The organism is Natrinema saccharevitans (assembly GCF_001953745.1).
Lineage (GTDB): Archaea > Halobacteriota > Halobacteria > Halobacteriales > Natrialbaceae > Natrinema > Natrinema saccharevitans.
This window is the reverse complement of sequence record NZ_LWLN01000001.1, coordinates 146550-165879: the sequence shown is the minus strand read 5'-3', so window position 1 is coordinate 165879 and position 19330 is coordinate 146550. Positions and strand designations below refer to the sequence as shown.

Here is a 19330-nt window from a genome sequence, read left to right as displayed (position 1 = left end):
CGCTCTCGAGCGAGTCCGACGGACGGGAAACCAACTACCCGTCTAGTTCGAGAGCGCCCGCTCGACGGCTTCCGCCACGTCCATGGCTTTCTCGGCGAGTTCGTCGGCGACGAGTCCGTCGGCGACGGCCGCCTCGAGGTCGTCGGCGTCGACGATCTCGACGGTCCCGTCACGCCGCCGGATCACGTCGACGTAGAGGTCGACGTACCGCGCGGTGTCCGGGAAGAGTTCGACCGGCGTACAGACGTTGACGTAGGTCCCTTTCACCGTGCCGTCGGCGGCTTTGTAGGTCGTCGGATACCACCACCGACCCTCGCGGAACTTCGTCACGGCCACGTCGCCCGACTCCTTCGGCGCGCCGAGCGCGTCGTAGCTGCCGCCGGCGCTCATCGAGCGCTCGAGGGTGAGTTTCCCCTCTGGGTCCCAGTGGGTGACCTCGCCCCGGCCCAGCGAGATCAGTCTGCCGTCGGGCTTGCCGTGGCCGATCTCGAGGCGGTCGCCCCGTTCGGGACCGAACTGGCGGGCAACCGCGTCGAACGGGAAGGGGTCGTCGTCGGTGGTGTCGGCACCCATCGAGCCACAGACCGCCTCCGCGAAGTCGACCGCGGCGCTCGCGGCCCGATCGGCCGCCTTCGTCCGGTGGTGGCCTGGCATCGTCGTCTCCACCCGGCGGCGGACGCCGTCCAGTTCGAACCGCGACTCGCGACCGAACCAGATCCACTCGGTCCGCCGAGGCGCGGCCAGCAGCGACGGCTCACCGGGCTCGGCCGGTGCATCAGAAAGCGCGTCCTCGAGCGCCCGGACCCGGTTCGCGGCGTCCTCGAGGGCAGTCCCCATCGCCTCGAGGTCGGCGTCCGCGGCCGAACCCTGCCAGCGCAGCCCCCAGCCGTCGGGGACCGCAACCGAGAGCAGGTCGGTCATGCCGACCAGTTCCTCGGCGCGTTCGCCCCGCAGCGCCGCCGAGACGCCGCTGCGATCCCGCGAGAGCGTACAGAGCCCGCCCGCGACCTCGAGGGCCGGGTCCACGCGCGGGCGGTCGTCGTCCCACGGCGGCGCGGGCTCGCTGACCTGCACGCGATAGCGGTCGCCCGCGTCGACGTAGCCGTCGACGGCGTCGTACGCGAGGTAGCCCCGCCGGCCCTCGCCCAGGTCGACGGCCGCGCCGCCCCCGCCGCCGGTCTCGAGGACCTCGGCGTCGAAGACCGCGCCGCGGGAAACGTCGCTCTCCCAGCGGAAGGCGTCGATCGCCAGCGCCTCGAGGTCGGCCGCGACCGTCTCGACCGCGTCGGGTTCGCCGGAGATCTCGACGCCCTGCCGCTCCCGGGTCGTCTCGACCGTCACGTCGGCGGGCGCGGTCTCGAACGAGCCCTCGAAGCGCTCCCGGATCGGGTCGGACGCCTGCACGACCTCGTGGTCGCCCTCGCGCAGGAGTCGGGTGACTGCCGTCGTGTAGATCCCCCGCACTCGAGCCCGCGTCATTGGAGCATCTCGCGGTCGGCCGCGAACCGCACCCGGTCGTGGATCGTCGGTCCCAGGGAGAGTTCGACCGAGCCGTCCTCGAGGAGCCGCCCGCCCTCGACGTAGACGCCCCAGGTGTCGAACCGGAGCCAGCCCCGCATCTCGTCGCCGTGGGTCGTGATGTCGGCGTATTCGACCGCGTGTTCCGGATACGCGGAACTCGAGTGGGCCATGTCCATATCGGAGTAGACGGTGTCGTACTCGTCGAAAAAGTCCTCGAGCGCCGCCGCGTCCGCGGCGACGGCCTCGACGACCGCCTCCGAGGCAGCCCGGAGGTCGTCGGTCTCGAGGCCGGCGTCCCGAAGCGCCCGCTGGGTTCGCTGGTCGAAGTGCATGGGAGTCGGTTCGGACGGGAAGCCTTTGTGGATTCCGAGTTCGCGTCGTCCGTCGCGGTTCGTGACTGCCACGCGGAGCCGTCGCGCGCCGTCGTACGCCGCACCTTCCCCTGCGATGTCGTGACAACAAAGGAGCGTATCCTCGCCGGCCGATGCGCTCGGTCGAGCGTTCCTCGCGCAGCGACACCGGCCGTCGAGTCGCCGGTTGCCGAACCTATACCGGGCCGGCACCCGTACGGACGGCCATGGAGCGCAGGCGAGACCCGGTCGAACGGGCCGACGAGCGAACCGACGACGAGTCGACGGACCTCTACGACGTCTCGACGTGGGAACCGCGGTCGGTCGCGGACCTGCTCGCGTACACGCTCTACAACGCGGTCAGCTACGGATTTCGAGCGATCGTGTTGCTGATCGCGGTCGCGATCACGCTCTCCCTGCTCGTCTCGCCGGCCGCGCTCGTCCTCGAGGACCCGTTTCTGGCGGGCTTTTTCGCGCTCTCGATCGTCCCCGCGGGACTGCTCGCGGCCTATATCTGGTACGCCGATATCACGACGAGCGAACCGTTGCGATTGCTCGTCGCGACATTTCTGCTGTCGATCCTGTTCGCGACGTTCGCCGCGGTCGTCAACTCCGTCATGCGACCGCTGTTCGGTGTCAGCGCCGTCGGAACCCTGCTCTTTTTCTACCTGATCGTCGGCCCGATCGAAGAGACGGTCAAACTGCTCGCCGTGCAGGTGTTCGCCTACCGGAGCAGCAGTTTCGACGCCGTCATCGACGGCGCGGTCTACGGGGCCGTGGCGGGACTGGGCTTCGCCGCCATCGAGAACGCGATCTACATCGGACGCGTCGTCGGCGAGGCCGATCCCGAGGCCGGCCTCCTCGCGACTGCGGGCGGAATCGCGACCGTCCGGGCACTGGCCGGCCCCGGCCACGTCATCTACTCGGCGATCGCGGGCTACTACCTCGGACTGGCGAAGTTCAACCGCGAGTACGCCGGTCCGATCGTCCTCAAGGGACTGCTCATCGCCGCGTTCGTCCACGGCACGTACAACGTGACCGTCGGGATCGTCCCCGGGCAGGTGGCCGGCGCGCTCCCGATCGGCGACGGGGTTGCCTTCGTCGGCTACGTCGTTTTCTACGACCTCGCGATCGGCTACTACCTCTACCGGAAGCTCGCGCGCTACCGCCGGACCTACCGGGCCCTCACGAACGACGGCGTCGGCGACTCGCGGCCGGAACTGACCGAGTTCGAGCCGCCCCAGCGGTGATCGAGCCGGGATAGCGCGGAAAACAGCCCCGAAGCGCCGCTCAGTCGAACCGCGCTTCCAGCAGGCGCTCGACGTACTTCGAGAGAACGTCGACCTCGAGGTGGACGGGATCGCCCGGCTCCTTCTCGGCGAGCGTCGTCAGGTCGTAGGTCGTCGGGATGATCGCGACGGTGACCCGTCCGCGTTCCTCGTCTACGTCCGCGACGGTCAGGCTGATGCCGTCGAGCGTGATCGACCCCTTCTCGACGACGTAGCGCTCGTAGCTCTCGGGGAGGTCGAACTCGAAGAACCAGTCCTCGTCGACGGACTCGATGTCGGTGACGGTTGCGACCGCGTCGACGTGGCCCTGCACGACGTGGCCGTCGAACCGGCCGTCGGCCGGCATCGCCCGCTCGAGGTTGACCGTCTCACCGGTCTCGAGGTCCCCCAGATAGGTCCGTGCGACCGTCTCGGTCGCGAGGAAGACCTCGAACCACTCGCCGTCGCGGAACTCCTCGACGGTGAGACACGCGCCGCTGATGCTGATGCTCTGGCCGTGTTCGAGCCCCGTCGCGACCTCGTCGGCGCCGATCCGGAGCCGGAGGCCGTCGTCGGTGCGTTCTCGCGCGACGATCTCGCCGGTCTCCTCGACGATCCCCGTGAACATAGCCGCAACTGACGGGCGACGCGTCAAAGCCGTTCCGGGTCCGCCTCGAAGGCGTCGTCGTAGGGAACGGTCCGGACCCCGGTGAACTCGAACCGCGCCCCGCCGGCCGCGCTCTCGGTCACGGCGATCCCCCAGTCGTGAGCCCGTGCGATCTCGCGGACGATGTTCAGCCCCAGCCCCGTCCCGTTCTCGTCGGTCGTCCACCCCGGCTCGAGGACGCAGTCGCGGTCGGCCGGCGGGATACCCGGCCCGTCGTCAGCCACGGCGAATCCCGTCTCCGAGAGCGCGACCGTGACGGTGACGTCCGGGCCACCGTGTTCTACCGCGTTGCGAAAGAGGTTCTCGAACAGGTTGCGGACCCGACTCGAGTCGGCGTAGAAGAGCCCGTTCGAGTCGATCCGAAGCGCCGCGTCGGCGGTCGCCACGCAGTCCCAGCAGTCGGTGACGATCGCGTCGAACTCGAGCGGCTCCACGTCGTCGACCTCGTACCCGCCCCGGACCATCGTCAACACGTCGTCGACGATCCCTTCCATCCGATCGAGGACGGCTTCGATCTCGTCGCCATTGGCTGTCTCGCTCTCGGCCAGATCGTCCTCGAGCAGACCCTGTGCGACGTTGAGCGGGTTCCGGAGGTCGTGGGCCACGATGCTCGCGAACTCGTCCAACCGCTCGTTCTGGCGCTCGAGGTCCCGTTCGTAGGCCAGCCGATTGAGCGCGATCTCGGCGTTGACCGACAGCACCGACGCGAGTTCCTCGTCGGACGGATCGAACGTCCCCACCGCGGGATCGACGACGCTGACCACGCCGTGGTCGCCCATCGGGTGGTACATCGCGGACCGTGCGTCGCCGCGATCGTACCCGTCCTCGAGGGATCGAACGTCGTCGAACCGAAGCGAGTCGCCGCTGTCGTAGGCGCGACTGACCGGAGTCGCTCCGTCGATCGGGTACGTCGGGCGATCGCCCAGTTCCGTTTCGGCCCCGTCGGTCACGGCGGCCGGCCGCAATCGGTCGTCGTCGGCGAGCCGGACGACGTTGTACTCGTAGCCGAGAATCGTCCGCGCAGCGTCGGCGACGAGGGTGGCGATCTCCTCGCGGTCGTCGGCGGCGAGCAGCTGTCGGGTCGCCGAATGGAGCGCTCGGAGCTGGCGCTGGTACTCCTTCCGGTCGGTCATGTCGCGGAAGACGCCCGCGATCAAGCGGCGGTCGTACAGGTCGAAGACGTGGGCGTTGATCTCGACCGGGATCCGCTCGCCGGCGCTGGTCTCGACGTGAACATCGGAGCCATCCGGAAACGCGTGTAAGATCGACCGATCGGAACGTGTGCTGGCGACGTACTCCTCGAAGAGCGCCCGGTACCGCTCGCGCTCGTCCGGCGGGTGAAGGTCGGTCTGGCTACGCCCGACGAGTTCGTGAGGATCGTACCCGAGCAGGTCCCCGGCCCGTTCGTTCACCTCGACGATCTCGCCCGTGACCGCGTCCGCGACGACGACCGGGTCGGGGACCGCCTCGAGGATCGTCTGGTACTTCGCGCGGAGCGCTTCCCGGTCGCGAACGTCCCGAACGGCGGCCATGACCTCGCGTCGGCCGCCGCTCTCGATCGGGCTCAGACTGATGTCGACCGGGATCTCCGAGCCGTCCTTCCGCCGGCCCGAGAGGTCCAGTCCGGCACCCATCGGACGGGTCTCGGGATCGGCGAGGTAGGCGTCGCGATCGGCGACGTGGTCGTCTCGAGCGGCCTCGGGAACGAGGATCTCGATCGGTTCGCCGACGAGTTCGGACGGATCGTAGCCGAATAGATCGGTAACGCGGTCGTTCGCGTAGGTGATCCATCCGTCGTGGTCGACGACGACAATCGCGTCGGGCGAGGCTTCGCAGATCGCTTCGTATCGTTGTCGCAGGTCCTGATCCATGGTAGCTCGGGCTCGGAGTCGATACGGACACCTCGATCCCCGACAGGTTTCAATCTTTTAGTAAATAACCAGTGATGTACCGGGCAAACGAAACCGTTCGAGGGGAGCGACCACGGCACCGGCGGCGTCGCCTCGTCGCCGTGCTTTTGACAGTCGCCGCGCTATCTCGCATCGATGGCTGGCATCATCGAGACGATCAAATTCGCGGGAACGCTCGTTCTCGCCTTGCCCGCGGCCCTCGCCGGACTCGAGTTGCTGGTACTTCGCGGCCAGACGGGGTTCGGCGTCGCGCTGCTCGGACTCGCCGTCGGCCTCGTGGTCGTCCAACACTGGCTGACGACGCCGACCGACGTCCCCGAGCTACTGGCCGAGCGGGTCGTGGGGACAGTCGCGAAAGAGTCCGACTCGGAGAGCGACGACGAGCCGTAGGCCGGGCGAGCGTCGACGTGAGCCACTGCTCTCGTTCGACCTACAGTGACGACGCGGGCGACAGCGACTGGGACGGCGCGACGAGCCACTCGGGCCGCTCGCCCTCGTCGGAGACGACCAGCACGTCGGCGATCCGGATCCGACTGTCCGAGTCGACCGCGCCGGCCACGTCGAGTCGGACCACGGCGCCGGGACCGACCTCGTCGCCGCCCGCGAAGGGGCGCTCGCGGGGCTCGAGTCCCACGCCGGCGACCTCGGTCGCGACCGTCCGATCGGTGTCGAAGCCGAACGACCGAACTTCGGCCTCGAGGTCGGCTTCGACGGCGGTCACCGACTCCGGGCCGGCGGTCAGCATCGACCGCGCCGAGCGAAACGACTGCGTGACGGCGACGTGGACCCGCCGCTCCCGGCCGCCGTCGCTGTCGACGACTAGCGTCCGGACGAGCCCGCCGTAGTAGCCCGTCCGATCGCGGGGCGCGGTCGCGAGAACGATCGGCTCACCGGGCCGGAGCGGTTCGTCGGGATTGCGACTCGAGTCGGGATCGACCGCGGTGTTGCCGGCCGGAAACCCTCCCGCGCCGACGATCGCCTCGTCGATGGCGGTCCGCAAGTGGGCGGCCGTCAGCGGTACGGATTCGGTTCCGTCGCCCTCAGCCAGTGCGAGCCGGCCGTCGTCCACCGCCGACTCGGCCAACAGCGACGCCGCCCGTCGAATCCCGGTCGCAGCCGCCTGCTGTGCCGACGCGATGCGCTCGCGCTCGCCGGCCGTTTTCGTCGCTCGCGCCCGCTCGAGGGCCTCCGTCGAGGCGAGGTCGAACCCCGCCCGCTCGAGGTAGATCGCGGCGTCGTGGGGGAGTCGCGGCGGCGTCAGAACGGTCCCCTCGAGCCCGCGGTCGGCCAGCGCCGACGCCAGCCGGTCCGCGGGGTGGCCGCCGATCCCGTCGGCGCTCGAGCGGACGAGCCACTCGTCGGCGGTGCCGTCGTAGGCCACGGCCGTCGGTCCCGAGGGTGGCGTCGGAACGCAGTACCGAAGCCCCGGATCGCGGTCGGAGCCGGCGTGGACGAACGCGGCGGCGCAGCGGTCGGTCAGCGCAGCCGAGACGACGTCGGCCGCACGTTGCCGGCGCTCGTCGCCGAACGGGATGCCGTCCTCGGGATCGCCGCCGGCGCTCGCGCCGTTAGCGGTCCCACCGGTCACGGCGCTTCGGCTTCGGCCTCGAGGCCGTCGGTCTCGCGGTCGGGATCGGGCTGTTGGGCCTGCTCGATGAGTTCCTCGAGGGTCATGTCGGTCAGCTCGTTCTCGAGGAGGACGTCGACCGGCAGCGTCGGCGCGCCGTCGACGAGGTTCTCGAGGAGGACGAGCCGCTCGCGGGCCCGGGACATCCCGACGTAGAAGACGCGGCGCTCGTTGTCGGTCAGCACGGGCACGGGCGAGGTCGTCTTGGTGAACTCCTCGCAGCCGGGGACGTCGGTGGGGTCGTCGACGGTGGCGACCATCTGCTCGACGACCTTCTCGGTGAGGTCGGTGCCGACGAAGACGTGGTCGGCCTCGCGACCCTTCGCGGAGTGGATCGTGCCGACGCGGACGCGGTCGGTGTCCATCCCCTGGTACTCGCCGATGGCGAAGTACGAGCGGACGCTTTTCTTCTGGAAGTTGGTGACCTTCCGGAGCATGTCCGCCGCCGAGCCGGGACCGGGCATGAACGGCGCGTGGTCCTCGACGACGTCGGCGGGTATGGTGAGGTCCTCGAGGTCGTCGACGCCGGCTTCCTCCTGACGCTCGTCGATCTCGTCGAAGAGGGCGTCGCGCTCGTTAGTGCCGAAGGCCGACTCCTGTAGCATGTCGGCGAGTCGGCGGGCCTGCAAGCCGGTGACGTCCTCGCCGGCGTCGATAGCCTCGACCGCCCGAACGTACTGGGTGAGCCGATCGGTCCACATCCGCTGGTCGGTCAGCGAGGTGAAGGGCACCCCTTCGGTGATGAACTCGTCGATGAACTGGAACATCTGGTAGCGAGCCCGGAAAAGCACCATGATGGTGCCGTCGCCCTCGACGAGGGTTCGGCGGATGTTCCGTACGACATCGAGCATCGAGGCGTTGGTGCGGGCCTCGACCGCGCCGCCCTCCTTGCGGGGCTTGAGGTCCTTGTCCTGTCGGGTCTCGATGTGGCGGATCTCCCTGTTGACCACGTTGAGAACGTTCGAGGGGAGTCGATAGGAGTTCGGAAGAATGACATCTTCGTCGACGTCTTCCTCGAGCAGGAGTGCGGGGTCGGCACCCTGCCAGGAGTAGACGACCTGGTCGTCATCGCCGGCGATCAGCACCTGCTTCATGTGGGGTTTCCACTCCTCGTAGACGTCGTACTGGAGGGTGGTGATGTCCTGGAACTCGTCGATGACCAGGTAGTCGACGTTGGGGAGCAGGGAGCGCTGCTTGACACGCTCTAGCATGTCCGCGAAACCGATCTTGCCCTCCTCGCCCTTGTAGGAGCGCCAGCCGCGGATCGCTTCGGGAACGTCGATTCGATCGTCGTCGCTGGGCCAGGTCGGGGTATACTTGTTTCCTTCCTGAGCGTTCGGGTCGATTTCGGGCGGGAGTCGGACCTCCTCGTCGTCCCACTGGAAGGGGACATCGTACCAGTCCGAGACGTCGCGGCCGGTCCGCTGGAGCCACTGGCTCGTCGCGATGACCTTGTTGCCGATCGTCGTCGAACGGGCGGTGCGTCGCCCCGCACCGGAGTACTCGTCCTCGTACTCGATGCCGTACTCCTCGCAGAACTCCTCCTTGTCGGACTCGCCGATGACGTCGCTACGGGAGAGATCCAGTAGTTCGTAGGCCTTCGCGTGCATCGTACAGACGTTGCCCTGCAGCGCACGCGGACTCTCGTCGAGTCGCTCGGCCAACCGCTCGCGAACCTCCTGAGCCGCCGCTCGCGTATACGAGACGACGAGAATATCCCGAAAAGTGACTCCGTCCTGCTCGAGGATCTCCTCGACGTGGTCCAGCAAGGCGGTCGTCTTGCCGCTTCCCGGACCACCGAACAGGCGGGTAACCGTCGTGTCCGTCGTAGTCATTGTAGCTGTACAGGAGCGCGACACCCATAAGTGACGTGGGTTTTCGGCGGCAGAAACCGACGACGACGCGACGATCAGGGATCGCGGGGGGAACGGGCGTCTCGAACGTCGGCACCGTCGCGTATCTTGTCCTGGCAGTCCGGACAGACGCGGGGATCCTCGACGCCACGGGGCGTGAACACCCGGGCGTACGTCTCCGTGACGAACGCACCGCAGTTCTGGCATTCCGGCATAGTTCTCTTCAATACGCTATCAGCTGTGACCCATTATAATTGTGTCGGATAGGGCGTGATAAAAACGATGCACGGATCGCGAACCTGTCGGCGGTACGGCTCGCAACGGACTCGAGTCAGCGCCCGAACCTACGGCGCTGGCTCCCACCCACAGACGCTACAGGAGTTGGCGGACGTCTCGTGAAGGCCGCCGCAGTCGGGACACTGCTTCTTGTTATACTCCTGCTCCCACCCTACTCGTTCGACCGAATGACCGCGGTCGGACAGGAATTGGTCGATGACGTCGTCACCGGCGTCATTGGGTGAGGTTGCCATATGTGTGTGAAGATATGCCACAGTATTAAATCGTGTGGTCGATGACAATCCTGCCTCCTTCGCGACCCCACGCGTCGGCCCCGCGACCACGGAACCGGCCGCGACCGACTCGACCGGCCGCCGCCCCGCCTCGAGTCGACCCGCGAACTTTTCTCGCTCTCGAGCCTACGACGACGTATGAGCGACCTGCGTCTGAACGCGACCCAACTCGATCGCTACTCGAGACACGTCATCATGGACGAGATCGGCCCCGAGGGACAGGGGCGGCTGCTCGAGGGGTCGGTGCTGGTCGTCGGTGCCGGCGGGCTGGGGTCGCCGGCGATCCAGTACCTCGCCGCGGCCGGCATCGGCCGGCTCGGAATCGTCGACGACGACGTCGTCGAGCGCTCGAACCTGCAGCGCCAGATCGTCCACGGCGACGACGACGTGGGGCGACCGAAGGTCGACAGCGCGGCCGACTACGTCGCGGCACTGAACCCCGACATCGAGGTCGAGACCCACGAGACCCGCGTCACGGCCGACACCGTCGAGGACCTCGTCGCCGACTACGACGTCGTGTTAGACGCCAGCGACAACTTCGCCACCCGCTACCTGCTCAACGACCACTGCGTCCTCACCGAGACGCCGCTGTTCCACGGCGCGATCTACCGCTTCGAGGGCCAGATAACGTCCTTCACGAACGAACGCGGCGGCGACGAGCCGCGGCCGTGCTACCGGTGTCTCTTCCCCGAAGCGCCCGAACCCGGCACCGTCCCCGACTGCGCGACGACCGGCGTCCTCGGCGTCCTGCCAGGGACCGTCGGCTGCATCCAGGCCACCGAGGTCGTCAAGTACCTGCTCGGGAAGGGCGAACTGCTCGAGGGCCGGCTCCTGATGTACGACGCGATGGATATGAGCTTCGAGGAGGTCCCCGTCCAGCCGAACCCGGCCTGTCCCGTCTGTGGCGACGACCCCGAGATCGAGTCGGTCTCGGACGTGGCCTACGAGGGGACCTGCGAGATCTCGGCCGACTGACCGACGGCGGGACGATCGACCCGAAACGGCACCGATTACGAGGCGCTTCCGTACCGACGCCGGTGATCGAGATAGACGACCGACGAGATCCAGAGCGCGATCAGGAAGGCGTAGGCACCGACCCCCGACGGATTCGTCGACCGGACGACCCGTGCCGCCAGGTACGCGACCGCGTAGGTCCCGAGCGACGCACCGAGGTACGTCCAGTAGTTGAGCATCCAGCCTCGGCCCGCCCCACCGTGGGAGGCCGCGTCCTTGAACAGCGCACCGACGACGAGAGCGGCGAACGGAACCAGTGCGAGCAACGACAAAATCGCGACCAAGAGCCCGGCATCACTGTCCGGACGCACGCCGAACACGTACAGCAACACCGCCGGCGCGACGACGACGTACGCGGCGATCAGCCACCACCAGCGGGAGTCGTCGGCCGCCGCGTCCGGAACCGCCCGCGAACTGGCTCCGTCTCGATTCCGGTCGATCCGACCGCCCAGCCAGTCGCCGACGGCCGCGCCGACGCCGCCGCCGAGCCCGAAGAGCGCGACGAGAAACGGGACGACGATCGGGAGCGCGACGACGGCGACCGCCTTCTGCCAGCCCGAAAGCGTCCACACGAGTTCGGCCGTGGAAGCGATTTCCCAGCCGATCGCCGGCGCGGAGCCGACGACGCCGGCGACTACACCGGCCCGACGGCTCACGGCCGGTCGTTTGCCGTATCGAACCGCCTCGAGCAGACCGACGTCGCCGTTTCCGGCCGCACGATCGGTGTAGTGGAGGCCAGCGAACAAGCCGGCGACGACGACGGCTTCGCCCGAAAACGACGTCGGCGCGGACTCCCACGAGAGGACGACGGTGAACGGGATCGAGGCGAGACCGAGGAGGACCGCCGTTCGGAACCGTTCGTCGGTCAGGTCCGCGAGGGTGTTGCGAAGCGGAGGCATTGCAGTTAACTATCTGTCAGGAGTGGCGGCCCTTGGAAGTACTTTTCGCGTCCGATCGAGACCCGGTCGCAGGGGTGCGGACCGGCGTCGCCGTTACCCGCTCGAGGCGGTGCGTCCGAGCCTCGAGCGGACGACGGCGGGCAGTCGCACGGCGCCGGCGACGGCGAGACAGGAGGCGAATGCGGTCGTCCCGAGTTTGCCGCCCGCCCCGGAGAGAGACGGCGCGACGGCGAGGTAGACGAGGCCACAGAGGCAGCCGGCGGCCGCGACCTGGCCCGTGGTCCCCAGCCGCTCGTCGCCCGACATCCCGACGAACGAGGCACAGAAGGCGACCGCGGCCAGCGTCGATCCGAGCGACGGGAAGAGTGGGGGGACGGCGACGCCGGCGACGAGCCCGACCGCGGCGGAGGCGACGACGGAACTGACCTCGCCGCGGGTCCGGAGCGCGACGGTCGCGACCGCCGCGACGACGGCGACGGCGACCACCGGCGGGGCGAGTCGCGGTTCGAGCGCGCTGGCGGCGGCGTAGTCGACGTCGAACACGGCGACCGTCGCGATGCAGCCGAAGAGGGCGATGGTCCCGTACTTGCCGCCGAAGCCGTCGAACGAGCCGGTCGTCGCGACGAACGCGAGGCCGGCGATCACACCGGCGACCGCGACCGACTCGAGCGACGGAAAGACGGCCGGCGAGGCCATTCCGACGAACGTCCCGCAGTAGGCCGGGCCATCGATCCGGGGGAGTCCGACCCCGACGAGCAGGCCGACGGCGGCAGCGGCCACGACCGGACCGAGGCCGGCGTGAACGCTCAAACCGTACGTGACGAGCGCTGCGACGGCGACCGCGAGCGCGTCGACGGCGTCCGCTCGAGCGAGCCCGCTCCCGTCGAGGTTCGCGAGTCGCCGTCGCTCCGTCGCGGCGACGACGGTCCCGGCGAGCCCGACGCCGAGCGGCACCCAGACCGCGCCGACGTGGAGTTCGGGCGGCGCACGGACGGCACCGAGGAGCAACGCGGCCGGCGTCACCAGCAGCGCGAGGTAGCCGGCGAGTCGAATCGGACCGTACACACTCCCACTCTCCCGAGGGGGCCCGAGAGGGTTACGATTCGGAAAATCGGGAGCCGGCTGTCGGGTCCCGGGCACGGCGATCGGTCGATCCGGCCGCGCGAGTCGGCCTCAACTCCGCAATAATCCGCCGTCGATCGGGATCTCGGCCCCGTTGACGAAACTCGCCCGCGGGCTCGAGAGGAAGGCGACGACGTCGCCGAGTTCCCGCGGGTCGCCGATGCGATCCGCCGGGATGTCGTCGGCCATCGCCGCCAGTCCTTGCTCGTAGTCGTCGTAGGTGCCGCGATCGACGCCGGCCTCGATGAGTTCCTCGATCCGGGGCGTCTCGATCGTCCCCGGGAGGACGGCGTTGGCCCGGATGTCGGGCGCGAACTCCCGCGACACCGTCTTGACGAGGCCGATCACGCCCCGACGGACCGAGTTCGACAGCAAGAGGCCGTCCGCGACCTCCCGGACGGTCCGGGAGGTGATGCAGGTGATCGATCCGTAGTCGGACTCGAGGAGGGGCTCGTAGGCCTCCTCGAGCGTCCAGACGACGCTCATCACCAGCAGGTCGTAGGCCCGGTACCAGTCCTGTTCGTCGGTCTCGCGGAAGGTCGTACTCGGCGGACCGCCCGAGGAGGTGACGAGGTGGTCGAGCCCGCCGAAGGCGTCGACCGTTTCGCTCACGAGCCGGGAGACGTCGTCGGGGTCCGTGAGGTCGGTCTGAACTGCGAGTACGTCACCCGTTCCCGCCTCTTCGAGTTGCTCGCGGGCCGCGTCGAGCCGCTCGGCGTCGCGGCCACAGATCGCCACGTTCGCGCCCTCCTCGGCGAGCGCCTGCGCGCTCGCGAAGCCGAGGCCGCTCGAGGAGGCGGTCACCAGTGCCGAATTGCCGTCGAGATCGAAGTCCATACCCGACGACACGAGAGCGGCCTACAAATGGGTCGGGGAGCCGGCAGCGGACGACACCGTCACTCCTGATGGCGCACGCGGACCATCCCCTCCGACGTGACGCCGACGATCAGCGGCGTCGACACCTGACGGCCGGAGACGGCCGAGCCCGCGGCGTCGCTGACGATCTTCATCAGGTCCGGCGCGGTGTGGTCGACCTTGACCCCGGCCTCGTCGCAGGCGTCGTAGACCATCTGGGGCACGTCGTAGAGATCCGTTCCGGCGGCGACGCGGACCCGGACCGGCGCGCGAAGCGCCTCCGCGAACGCGACCGTCTCGCGGGCCTTCTCGACGTTCTCGCGGGCGCTGGACTCGACTGAAGAGACGTTCGCCCGCGAGGTTCCGAGTTCGTCGGCGATGTCGGCCTGCGAGACACCCCGCTCGCGCAACGCGAGTACCTGTGCCTGCCGGTGGGTCAACACGCTGGTCTCGGGATCGAAGCCGATCTCCGCGAGGAGTTCCTCGACGTCGTCGATCACGGCCATCCCCTCCCGCGGGAGCCGCAGGCTCGCGTGGACATACCGAGTACTAATCGGCGGTAGGATCAAAGCTTCCACGGTCCCAGCGCGGGTTCCGGATCGCCGGGGAGAACGAGCGAGGAATCAGTCGGCCGACTGTCCGGACGCGGCGCGGCCGTCGTCGGTCGGCGTCCCGGTGACGACACCGCGGGCCTGACGGGCCAGCGAGCGGCCGAACCGAACGACGTTCGCGGGCCCGTCGCGGGGACCGGGCGAGCGATAGCAGACGATCAGCGACCACATCGTCGCGACGCCCAGCGAGCCGAGCGCGGAGAAGCGCATCCCCATCGTCGCGTAGGTCACCGCGTAGATCGCCCCGATCGTCATCGAGGGAACGCTCGAGCCGAGCGGAATCTTCGCCGTCACGTCCCGAACGGTCGGTGCGAGAAAGACGATCGAGAGGACGCTGCCGGCGAGGAACACGAGGTCTTGCCACATCATACACATTCCTAACTCGGTCCCGAGTAAATACTTCTCGGTATTACAACGGCGGTCGAACGGGGAAACCGAGCCGACCGATCGACTCAGTACTCGAGGTCCCACCGCTCCGCGTCGGTGGCTGCGAGTCGCTCGCTCACGCCGTCGGCGAGCCGGTAGTCCCCACCCTCGCGGACGACGGTACCCGCCCGCTCCAGGTGTTCGAGATGCGCGTAGGACTCGCCGGGGCCGTGGAGGATGTGAATGCCCTCGAGGTCGCCGAACAGGTCGGCGCTGACCGTCCAGACGTCGCAGGGTCCCTTTCGGTCGAGGGCGTCGAGGACCCGCCAGGAGCGCTCCTCGTGGTGATCGATGATGTGTCGAGCGCGGTCGGCGGGGTCGTCGATCGGATCGCGATGGCCCGGCCACGCGCGGTCGTAGTCCGCGTCGACGATTCCCTGCAGCGCCCGGAGATAGCGCTCGAGCGGCCGATCGACGCGGACGTCCGCGCCGCCGACGTTCGGGGTATAGACCGGCAGCAAGGCGTCGCCGGAGAAGACCTCGCGGCCGCCCTCGAGGTCGGCCTCGAACATGCTGAGCCCGGCCGCGTGGCCGGAGGTGTGGACCACCGTGAGTTCGGTGCCGTTGATCGAGAAGGTATCCCCGTCCTCGAATGCCGTGACGGTCGGCGTTTCGACCGTCGTCCCGCCGTCGGCCATCCGCTCGAGCAAGACCTCCTGTCGCTCCTCGGGCATCCCCCACTCCTCGAAGTACCCCCGCTGGCGGTCGTACATCGCGTCCCAGGCCGCCTCGTCGCCCCCGACCAGTGCCGCGTCGGCCCCGTGGACGTACACCTCGGCCCCGCTCTCGGCCTGAATCTCGCCGGCCAGCCCGCAGTGGTCGTGGTGCCAGTGGGTCAGGAAGATGCGATCGACGTCGGAAAAGGCGAGCCCGCGATCGGCCAGGGCCCCCTCGAGTTGCTCGCGCGTGGTCGCCATCCAGTCGCCGGTGTCGATGAGCGCCGTTTCGGGGCCGTCCGCGAAGAGGTACGCGTTGTTGTCGCCTTCGAACGCCGAGTTCGATAACGAGATGCGTTCCATGGGGCCATATCTCACGGGGGTCGAGAAAACGTTACCTGAAGCGGCACATTAGAAGGGACGGCCGAGATACCGCCCAAGCCGCGTCAAAACCGTCGCGTCGGATCGACTGTCCACTCGAGAGGCGTTACGAACCCCAGAAGTTGTCGCGGCTCCCGAGTCGCTCGCGTTCGGGGCCATCGTCAGCGTCGTCACCCTCGTCGGCGTCCGCGGCGCCGTCGTCGACGTCCGCGGCGCCGTCGTCGGCGTCCGTTTTCGCCTCTTCTTCCTCGTCGTCGGGTTCCATCGGCAGTAACTCGAGTTCTTCCGCGCGGGCGTGATTGCTGTGGACGCGGGTGATCTCGACGCGAGCGCGAGCCTCCGGCAGGACGCCGTCGACCATGACGATGAAACCGTCTTCGGTCCGCCCGACGCCGGCACCGCTCTCGTGCATGTCGACGACGTCGATGACGACTTCCTGGCCCGACTTGACCGGCTGGGTCTTGAGGTCCTCGATCGGCTGATTGTAGTGGTTACACCACTCCTTGCCACCCCGGTCACCGTAGTGTTGACACCCCATTCCCGAGATCCGCTCGGAGAACTCGGGGCAGTCGTCGGCGAGTGGACAGTCTGCCATGCACGCCACTACCAGCGGTGGCGTTAAACCGTTTCCGTCTCGTGGATCGACAGCGGGGCGAAACGTTGGAAGTGAAGAGCGGGGGACGAGGCAGCACCACTAACAGTCACCGACGGACAGCGAAAACATGGTAACGAAACGACGCCTGGGTGACGTGCGGTTTCGAAAAGGTTTACGGTATGGACGTAGCAGTGACAAACGATGAAAATTCTCGTAACGGTCAAAGAGGTGGCGACCGTCGAAGACGAGTTCGAAATCGATGGAACCGAAATCGCCGAGCAGTACCTCGGTGCCGACTTGAACGAATGGGACGACTACGCGATCGAGGAAGCCGTCCAGCTCCAGGAAGACGGCATCGCCGACGAGGTCGTGACGGTCACGATCGGGCCGGAAGACTGCGAACAGACTATCCGTCAGGCACTCGCGAAAGGCGCCGACCGCGCCGTCCGCGTCTGGGACGACACACTGGAAGACGTCGACCTGCTCGACGTCAACGCCAAGACCGAGATCCTCAGTGCCGTCATCGAGGAGGAAGACCCCGACCTCGTCCTCTCGGGCGTCCAGGCCGGTGACGACAGCTTCGCCGCGACCGGCGTCTCAGTCGCCGAGAACATCGGCTTCCAGTGGGGAGCCGTCGTCAACCACCTCGAGCACGATCTCGACGACGGGATCGCCTCCGTGCGGCGCGAACTCGAGGGCGGCGTCGAGGAGCTGACCGACATCGAACTCCCCGCCGTGCTGACGATCCAGACCGGGATCAACGAGCCCCGCTACGCCAGCCTCCGTGGCATCCGACAGGCCCAGCAGAAACCGATGGACGTCAAGGCGCTCGCCGACATCGGCGTCGACGAGAGTACGATCGAAACCGAACTCGAGCTGACGGACATGTACGAGCCCGAGAGCGAGAGCGACGTGACAACCTGGGAGGGAAGCGCCGACGAGACCGCCTCGGAGCTGGGTGACCTGCTCCGCGACAAGGGGGTGGCACAATGACGGACGTCCTCGCAGTCGCGGACCACCGCCGCGGCGAACTGCGCGACGTCAGCTACGAGATCATCACCGCCGGGCGCCAGCTCGCCGACGAGACCGGCGGCGACCTCCACCTGGCGGTCATCAGCGGCACCGTCGACGAGTTCGCCGAGAAGCTCAACCGCGAGGGCGTCGACGCCATCCACACCGTTTCCCACGGTGAGGAGTTCAACCACGACGTCTACTCGCAGGCGATCACGCAGCTCTACGACGACCTCGCACCGCAGTTCGTCGTGACGCCCAACAGCGTCAACGGGCTCGACTACGCCCCCGCCGTCGCCAACGAACTCGACCTGCCGATCGTCACCGACACGGTCGACTTAGAGACCGACGGCGAGACCCTGATCGCGACCCGCGAGATGTACGGCGGCAAGGTCGAGACGACCAACGAACTCGAGGGCGATGCGATCGTCACGATCCGCGGTGCCGAGTGGCCCGCCGCCGAGGGCACCGGCGACGCCGCGATCGAGGCCTTCGAGGCCGACATCGACGAGGACGCCGTCGGGTCGACCGTCAGCGGCTTCGAGGAAGTCGGCGGCGGCGACGTCGACATCAGCGAGGCCGAACTGCTGGTCTCGATCGGCCGCGGGATCGAGGAAGAGGAGAACCTCGACCTCATCCGGGACCTGGCCGACACGCTCGACGCGACGCTGTCCTCGTCCCGTCCGATCGTCGACAACGGCTGGCTGCCCAAGAACCGTCAGGTCGGCCAGTCCGGGAAGGTCGTCACTCCCGACGTCTACATCGCCATCGGGATCTCCGGTGCGGTCCAGCACGTCGCCGGCATGAAAGGCTCCGACACGATCGTGGCGATCAACACGGACCCCAACGCCCCGATCATGGACATCGCCGACTACGCGATCGTCGACGACCTCTTCGACGTCGTCCCCGAACTCATCGAAGAGTTCGAAGGGTAAGCAGTCGTACCGCGAGCGAACGGACGCTCGGGGGCTTTTTTGATCCGGATTTTTTGCGTGCGCTCTTGCGTAGTTCATTGTTGATTTCAGAGTGTTGCTCGAATAGCGTGTTTGAGTGCGTCTCGTCCCGGTTTTCGATATAGTTCTCGGCGAAGTTGGAACGCTCTGAGATACTGTGTCAGCTTATCTTTCGAGATTCCTCGATGCGGCGAGAGCCACCGTCGCGTCAGCGACGCGTGGCTCTCGCGGGTATTGACGTGGACCTCTTCGTCGGCGTATTCACCGTCACCGTGGACGACGTATTCACGGGTGAATGCGTCGTCCGCTTCGAGTGGCTCGTACGCTCGAAAGCCGTCAGTATAGACAGTCAACGACTCCTCTTGGCAGTCTGCCAAGAGGAGTCGAATCGTCGATTCATCCGTGGCTTTCGCTGGAATCACGTACCGCTGTCCCGTACCGCGATCAGCGAGAATGAACACGGGTGGCTTGTCACCATCATATGTTCCGCGCCCACGCGTGGACAGGCCACGCGAGCGCGACTCCTGGTCGCGCTCGCGGCCTTTCTTCCCGGCAGAAACGTACACTTCATCGATTTCGACTGGGCCGACAAGATCGAGAGAGGGCGCATCGAGCGCTTCGCCAGAGCGCTCGATGCGCCGGTGCATCGTTTTGTGTGTGACCTCGATTTCGCACTGGAGTTGTCGGAGGCTCGTGTTAAACCGGAGAAACGCGTAGATCGAGAACAGCCACCGGCGGAGTGCAACCTTCGAGTGAGCGAAAATCGTGCCCGTCTTGTCGTTGAACGTGCGGTCGCAATCCTTACAGAGATACCGTTGGAACTCTCTGTAGCTGCCGTTTCTGACCGTTCGGTCAGAACGGCAGCGGGGACAGGTAACACCGTCACGCCAGCGAACCTGCTGCAACAGGTCCGCTTCGACCGATTCCGACCCAAACACATCGAGTGGAATCATTCGTGTCGGGCACCGCGTCAGCGGTGCCCTTGTCCTCTTTGACTTCACAGCGACCGCCCAGCAGTATCAACAATCTCCTACGGATGAGC

The 19330-nt window shown here is 67.6% G+C and carries 21 protein-coding genes; 5 read left to right on the top strand and 16 right to left on the bottom strand.

What is annotated here, in order from left to right:
- Positions 1 to 42: 42 nt before the first annotated feature.
- The gene (locus A6E15_RS00885) at positions 43 to 1479 is read right to left on the bottom strand and encodes a DUF402 domain-containing protein (protein ID WP_076142970.1); all 1437 of its coding nucleotides are present in this window, start codon (positions 1477 to 1479) and stop codon (positions 43 to 45) included.
- Positions 1476 to 1853, bottom strand: coding sequence for a DUF7532 family protein (locus tag A6E15_RS00880; protein ID WP_076148122.1), 378 nt, complete (start codon positions 1851 to 1853; stop codon positions 1476 to 1478). The genes A6E15_RS00885 and A6E15_RS00880 overlap by 4 nt, the downstream gene beginning before the upstream one ends.
- A gap of 245 nt (positions 1854 to 2098) precedes the next feature.
- Between A6E15_RS00880 and A6E15_RS00875 the strand changes: the two genes are divergently transcribed.
- Positions 2099 to 3121 (top strand): PrsW family intramembrane metalloprotease, encoded by a 1023-nt coding sequence (locus A6E15_RS00875; RefSeq protein WP_076142969.1) that lies wholly within the window; start codon positions 2099 to 2101, stop codon positions 3119 to 3121.
- Between the two features lie 40 nt (positions 3122 to 3161).
- On the opposite strand, the gene A6E15_RS00870 is transcribed toward A6E15_RS00875, so the two are convergent.
- A complete protein-coding gene (locus tag A6E15_RS00870) occupies positions 3162 to 3767 on the bottom strand; it encodes a riboflavin synthase (protein ID WP_076142968.1) in 606 nt (201 codons plus the stop codon).
- 23 nt (positions 3768 to 3790) lie between these two features.
- Positions 3791 to 5677: a PAS domain-containing sensor histidine kinase gene (locus tag A6E15_RS00865; RefSeq protein WP_076142967.1), complete on the bottom strand. Its 1887-nt coding sequence runs from the start codon at positions 5675 to 5677 to the stop codon at positions 3791 to 3793.
- Between the two features lie 174 nt (positions 5678 to 5851).
- On the opposite strand from A6E15_RS00865, the gene A6E15_RS00860 reads away from it, so the two are divergent.
- A complete protein-coding gene (locus A6E15_RS00860) occupies positions 5852 to 6106 on the top strand; it encodes a DUF7533 family protein (RefSeq protein ID WP_076142966.1) in 255 nt (84 codons plus the stop codon).
- Between the two features lie 40 nt (positions 6107 to 6146).
- On the opposite strand, the gene A6E15_RS00855 is transcribed toward A6E15_RS00860, so the two are convergent.
- From A6E15_RS00855 to A6E15_RS00845, 4 genes are all read right to left on the bottom strand, one after another.
- Positions 6147 to 7304: a M24 family metallopeptidase gene (locus tag A6E15_RS00855; RefSeq protein ID WP_394329265.1), complete on the bottom strand. Its 1158-nt coding sequence runs from the start codon at positions 7302 to 7304 to the stop codon at positions 6147 to 6149.
- A complete protein-coding gene (locus A6E15_RS00850; RefSeq protein WP_076142965.1) occupies positions 7301 to 9178 on the bottom strand; it encodes a UvrD-helicase domain-containing protein in 1878 nt (625 codons plus the stop codon). Before A6E15_RS00850 ends, A6E15_RS00855 begins: the two co-directional genes overlap by 4 nt.
- A 74-nt stretch (positions 9179 to 9252) precedes the next feature.
- Entirely contained in the window at positions 9253 to 9411 is a 159-nt protein-coding gene (locus A6E15_RS20695) for a DUF7563 family protein (protein ID WP_175607185.1), read from the bottom strand.
- A 129-nt stretch (positions 9412 to 9540) separates the two neighbouring features.
- On the bottom strand, positions 9541 to 9726 hold the full coding sequence (locus A6E15_RS00845; RefSeq protein WP_076142964.1) for an HVO_0416 family zinc finger protein: 186 nt from the start codon (positions 9724 to 9726) through the stop codon (positions 9541 to 9543).
- Positions 9727 to 9903: 177 nt separating this feature from the next.
- Between A6E15_RS00845 and ubaA the strand changes: the two genes are divergently transcribed.
- Positions 9904 to 10740, top strand: coding sequence for an SAMP-activating enzyme E1 (ubaA, locus tag A6E15_RS00840; protein ID WP_076142963.1), 837 nt, complete (start codon positions 9904 to 9906; stop codon positions 10738 to 10740).
- A 35-nt stretch (positions 10741 to 10775) separates the two neighbouring features.
- On the opposite strand, the gene A6E15_RS00835 is transcribed toward ubaA, so the two are convergent.
- From A6E15_RS00835 to A6E15_RS00805, 7 genes are all read right to left on the bottom strand, one after another.
- A complete protein-coding gene (locus A6E15_RS00835) occupies positions 10776 to 11678 on the bottom strand; it encodes a transposase (RefSeq protein ID WP_076142962.1) in 903 nt (300 codons plus the stop codon).
- Between the two features lie 93 nt (positions 11679 to 11771).
- The gene (locus tag A6E15_RS00830) at positions 11772 to 12743 is read right to left on the bottom strand and encodes a hypothetical protein (RefSeq protein ID WP_076142961.1); all 972 of its coding nucleotides are present in this window, start codon (positions 12741 to 12743) and stop codon (positions 11772 to 11774) included.
- A 108-nt stretch (positions 12744 to 12851) separates the two neighbouring features.
- Positions 12852 to 13637 carry an SDR family oxidoreductase gene (locus A6E15_RS00825; protein WP_076142960.1) on the bottom strand — a complete coding sequence of 262 codons (786 nt, stop codon included), beginning with the start codon at positions 13635 to 13637 and terminating at the stop codon, positions 12852 to 12854.
- Between the two features lie 59 nt (positions 13638 to 13696).
- Positions 13697 to 14155 carry a Tfx family DNA-binding protein gene (locus A6E15_RS00820; RefSeq protein WP_076148118.1) on the bottom strand — a complete coding sequence of 153 codons (459 nt, stop codon included), beginning with the start codon at positions 14153 to 14155 and terminating at the stop codon, positions 13697 to 13699.
- Between the two features lie 123 nt (positions 14156 to 14278).
- On the bottom strand, positions 14279 to 14641 hold the full coding sequence (locus A6E15_RS00815; protein ID WP_076142959.1) for a hypothetical protein: 363 nt from the start codon (positions 14639 to 14641) through the stop codon (positions 14279 to 14281).
- A 77-nt stretch (positions 14642 to 14718) separates the two neighbouring features.
- The gene (locus A6E15_RS00810; protein ID WP_076142958.1) at positions 14719 to 15711 is read right to left on the bottom strand and encodes an MBL fold metallo-hydrolase; all 993 of its coding nucleotides are present in this window, start codon (positions 15709 to 15711) and stop codon (positions 14719 to 14721) included.
- A 124-nt stretch (positions 15712 to 15835) separates the two neighbouring features.
- Entirely contained in the window at positions 15836 to 16324 is a 489-nt protein-coding gene (locus A6E15_RS00805; protein WP_076142957.1) for a TRAM domain-containing protein, read from the bottom strand.
- A gap of 201 nt (positions 16325 to 16525) precedes the next feature.
- On the opposite strand from A6E15_RS00805, the gene A6E15_RS00800 reads away from it, so the two are divergent.
- Together A6E15_RS00800 and A6E15_RS00795 are read left to right on the top strand one after the other, a co-directional pair.
- On the top strand, positions 16526 to 17317 hold the full coding sequence (locus tag A6E15_RS00800; protein ID WP_076142956.1) for an electron transfer flavoprotein subunit beta/FixA family protein: 792 nt from the start codon (positions 16526 to 16528) through the stop codon (positions 17315 to 17317).
- Positions 17314 to 18270 carry an electron transfer flavoprotein subunit alpha/FixB family protein gene (locus A6E15_RS00795; RefSeq protein WP_076142955.1) on the top strand — a complete coding sequence of 319 codons (957 nt, stop codon included), beginning with the start codon at positions 17314 to 17316 and terminating at the stop codon, positions 18268 to 18270. The genes A6E15_RS00800 and A6E15_RS00795 overlap by 4 nt, the downstream gene beginning before the upstream one ends.
- 86 nt (positions 18271 to 18356) lie before the next feature.
- Here A6E15_RS00795 and A6E15_RS00790 read toward each other — a convergent pair whose 3' ends face one another.
- Positions 18357 to 19241 (bottom strand): IS1595 family transposase, encoded by an 885-nt coding sequence (locus A6E15_RS00790; protein WP_076142954.1) that lies wholly within the window; start codon positions 19239 to 19241, stop codon positions 18357 to 18359.
- Between the last annotated feature and the right edge of the window lie 89 nt (positions 19242 to 19330).

Coding starts and splice junctions, on each gene's coding strand:
- A6E15_RS00790 (WP_076142954.1), bottom strand. CDS start 19,241: ATGATTCCACTCGATGTGTTTGGGTCGGAATCGGTCGAAGCGGACCTG.
- A6E15_RS00810 (WP_076142958.1), bottom strand. CDS start 15,711: ATGGAACGCATCTCGTTATCGAACTCGGCGTTCGAAGGCGACAACAAC.
- ubaA (WP_076142963.1), top strand. CDS start 9,904: ATGAGCGACCTGCGTCTGAACGCGACCCAACTCGATCGCTACTCGAGA.
- A6E15_RS00825 (WP_076142960.1), bottom strand. CDS start 13,637: ATGGACTTCGATCTCGACGGCAATTCGGCACTGGTGACCGCCTCCTCG.
- A6E15_RS00880 (WP_076148122.1), bottom strand. CDS start 1,853: ATGCACTTCGACCAGCGAACCCAGCGGGCGCTTCGGGACGCCGGCCTC.
- A6E15_RS20695 (WP_175607185.1), bottom strand. CDS start 9,411: ATGCCGGAATGCCAGAACTGCGGTGCGTTCGTCACGGAGACGTACGCC.
- A6E15_RS00805 (WP_076142957.1), bottom strand. CDS start 16,324: ATGGCAGACTGTCCACTCGCCGACGACTGCCCCGAGTTCTCCGAGCGG.
- A6E15_RS00800 (WP_076142956.1), top strand. CDS start 16,526: ATGAAAATTCTCGTAACGGTCAAAGAGGTGGCGACCGTCGAAGACGAG.
- A6E15_RS00815 (WP_076142959.1), bottom strand. CDS start 14,641: ATGTGTATGATGTGGCAAGACCTCGTGTTCCTCGCCGGCAGCGTCCTC.
- A6E15_RS00865 (WP_076142967.1), bottom strand. CDS start 5,677: ATGGATCAGGACCTGCGACAACGATACGAAGCGATCTGCGAAGCCTCG.
- A6E15_RS00845 (WP_076142964.1), bottom strand. CDS start 9,726: ATGGCAACCTCACCCAATGACGCCGGTGACGACGTCATCGACCAATTC.
- A6E15_RS00870 (WP_076142968.1), bottom strand. CDS start 3,767: ATGTTCACGGGGATCGTCGAGGAGACCGGCGAGATCGTCGCGCGAGAA.
- A6E15_RS00860 (WP_076142966.1), top strand. CDS start 5,852: ATGGCTGGCATCATCGAGACGATCAAATTCGCGGGAACGCTCGTTCTC.
- A6E15_RS00835 (WP_076142962.1), bottom strand. CDS start 11,678: ATGCCTCCGCTTCGCAACACCCTCGCGGACCTGACCGACGAACGGTTC.
- A6E15_RS00795 (WP_076142955.1), top strand. CDS start 17,314: ATGACGGACGTCCTCGCAGTCGCGGACCACCGCCGCGGCGAACTGCGC.
- A6E15_RS00850 (WP_076142965.1), bottom strand. CDS start 9,178: ATGACTACGACGGACACGACGGTTACCCGCCTGTTCGGTGGTCCGGGA.
- A6E15_RS00885 (WP_076142970.1), bottom strand. CDS start 1,479: ATGACGCGGGCTCGAGTGCGGGGGATCTACACGACGGCAGTCACCCGA.
- A6E15_RS00875 (WP_076142969.1), top strand. CDS start 2,099: ATGGAGCGCAGGCGAGACCCGGTCGAACGGGCCGACGAGCGAACCGAC.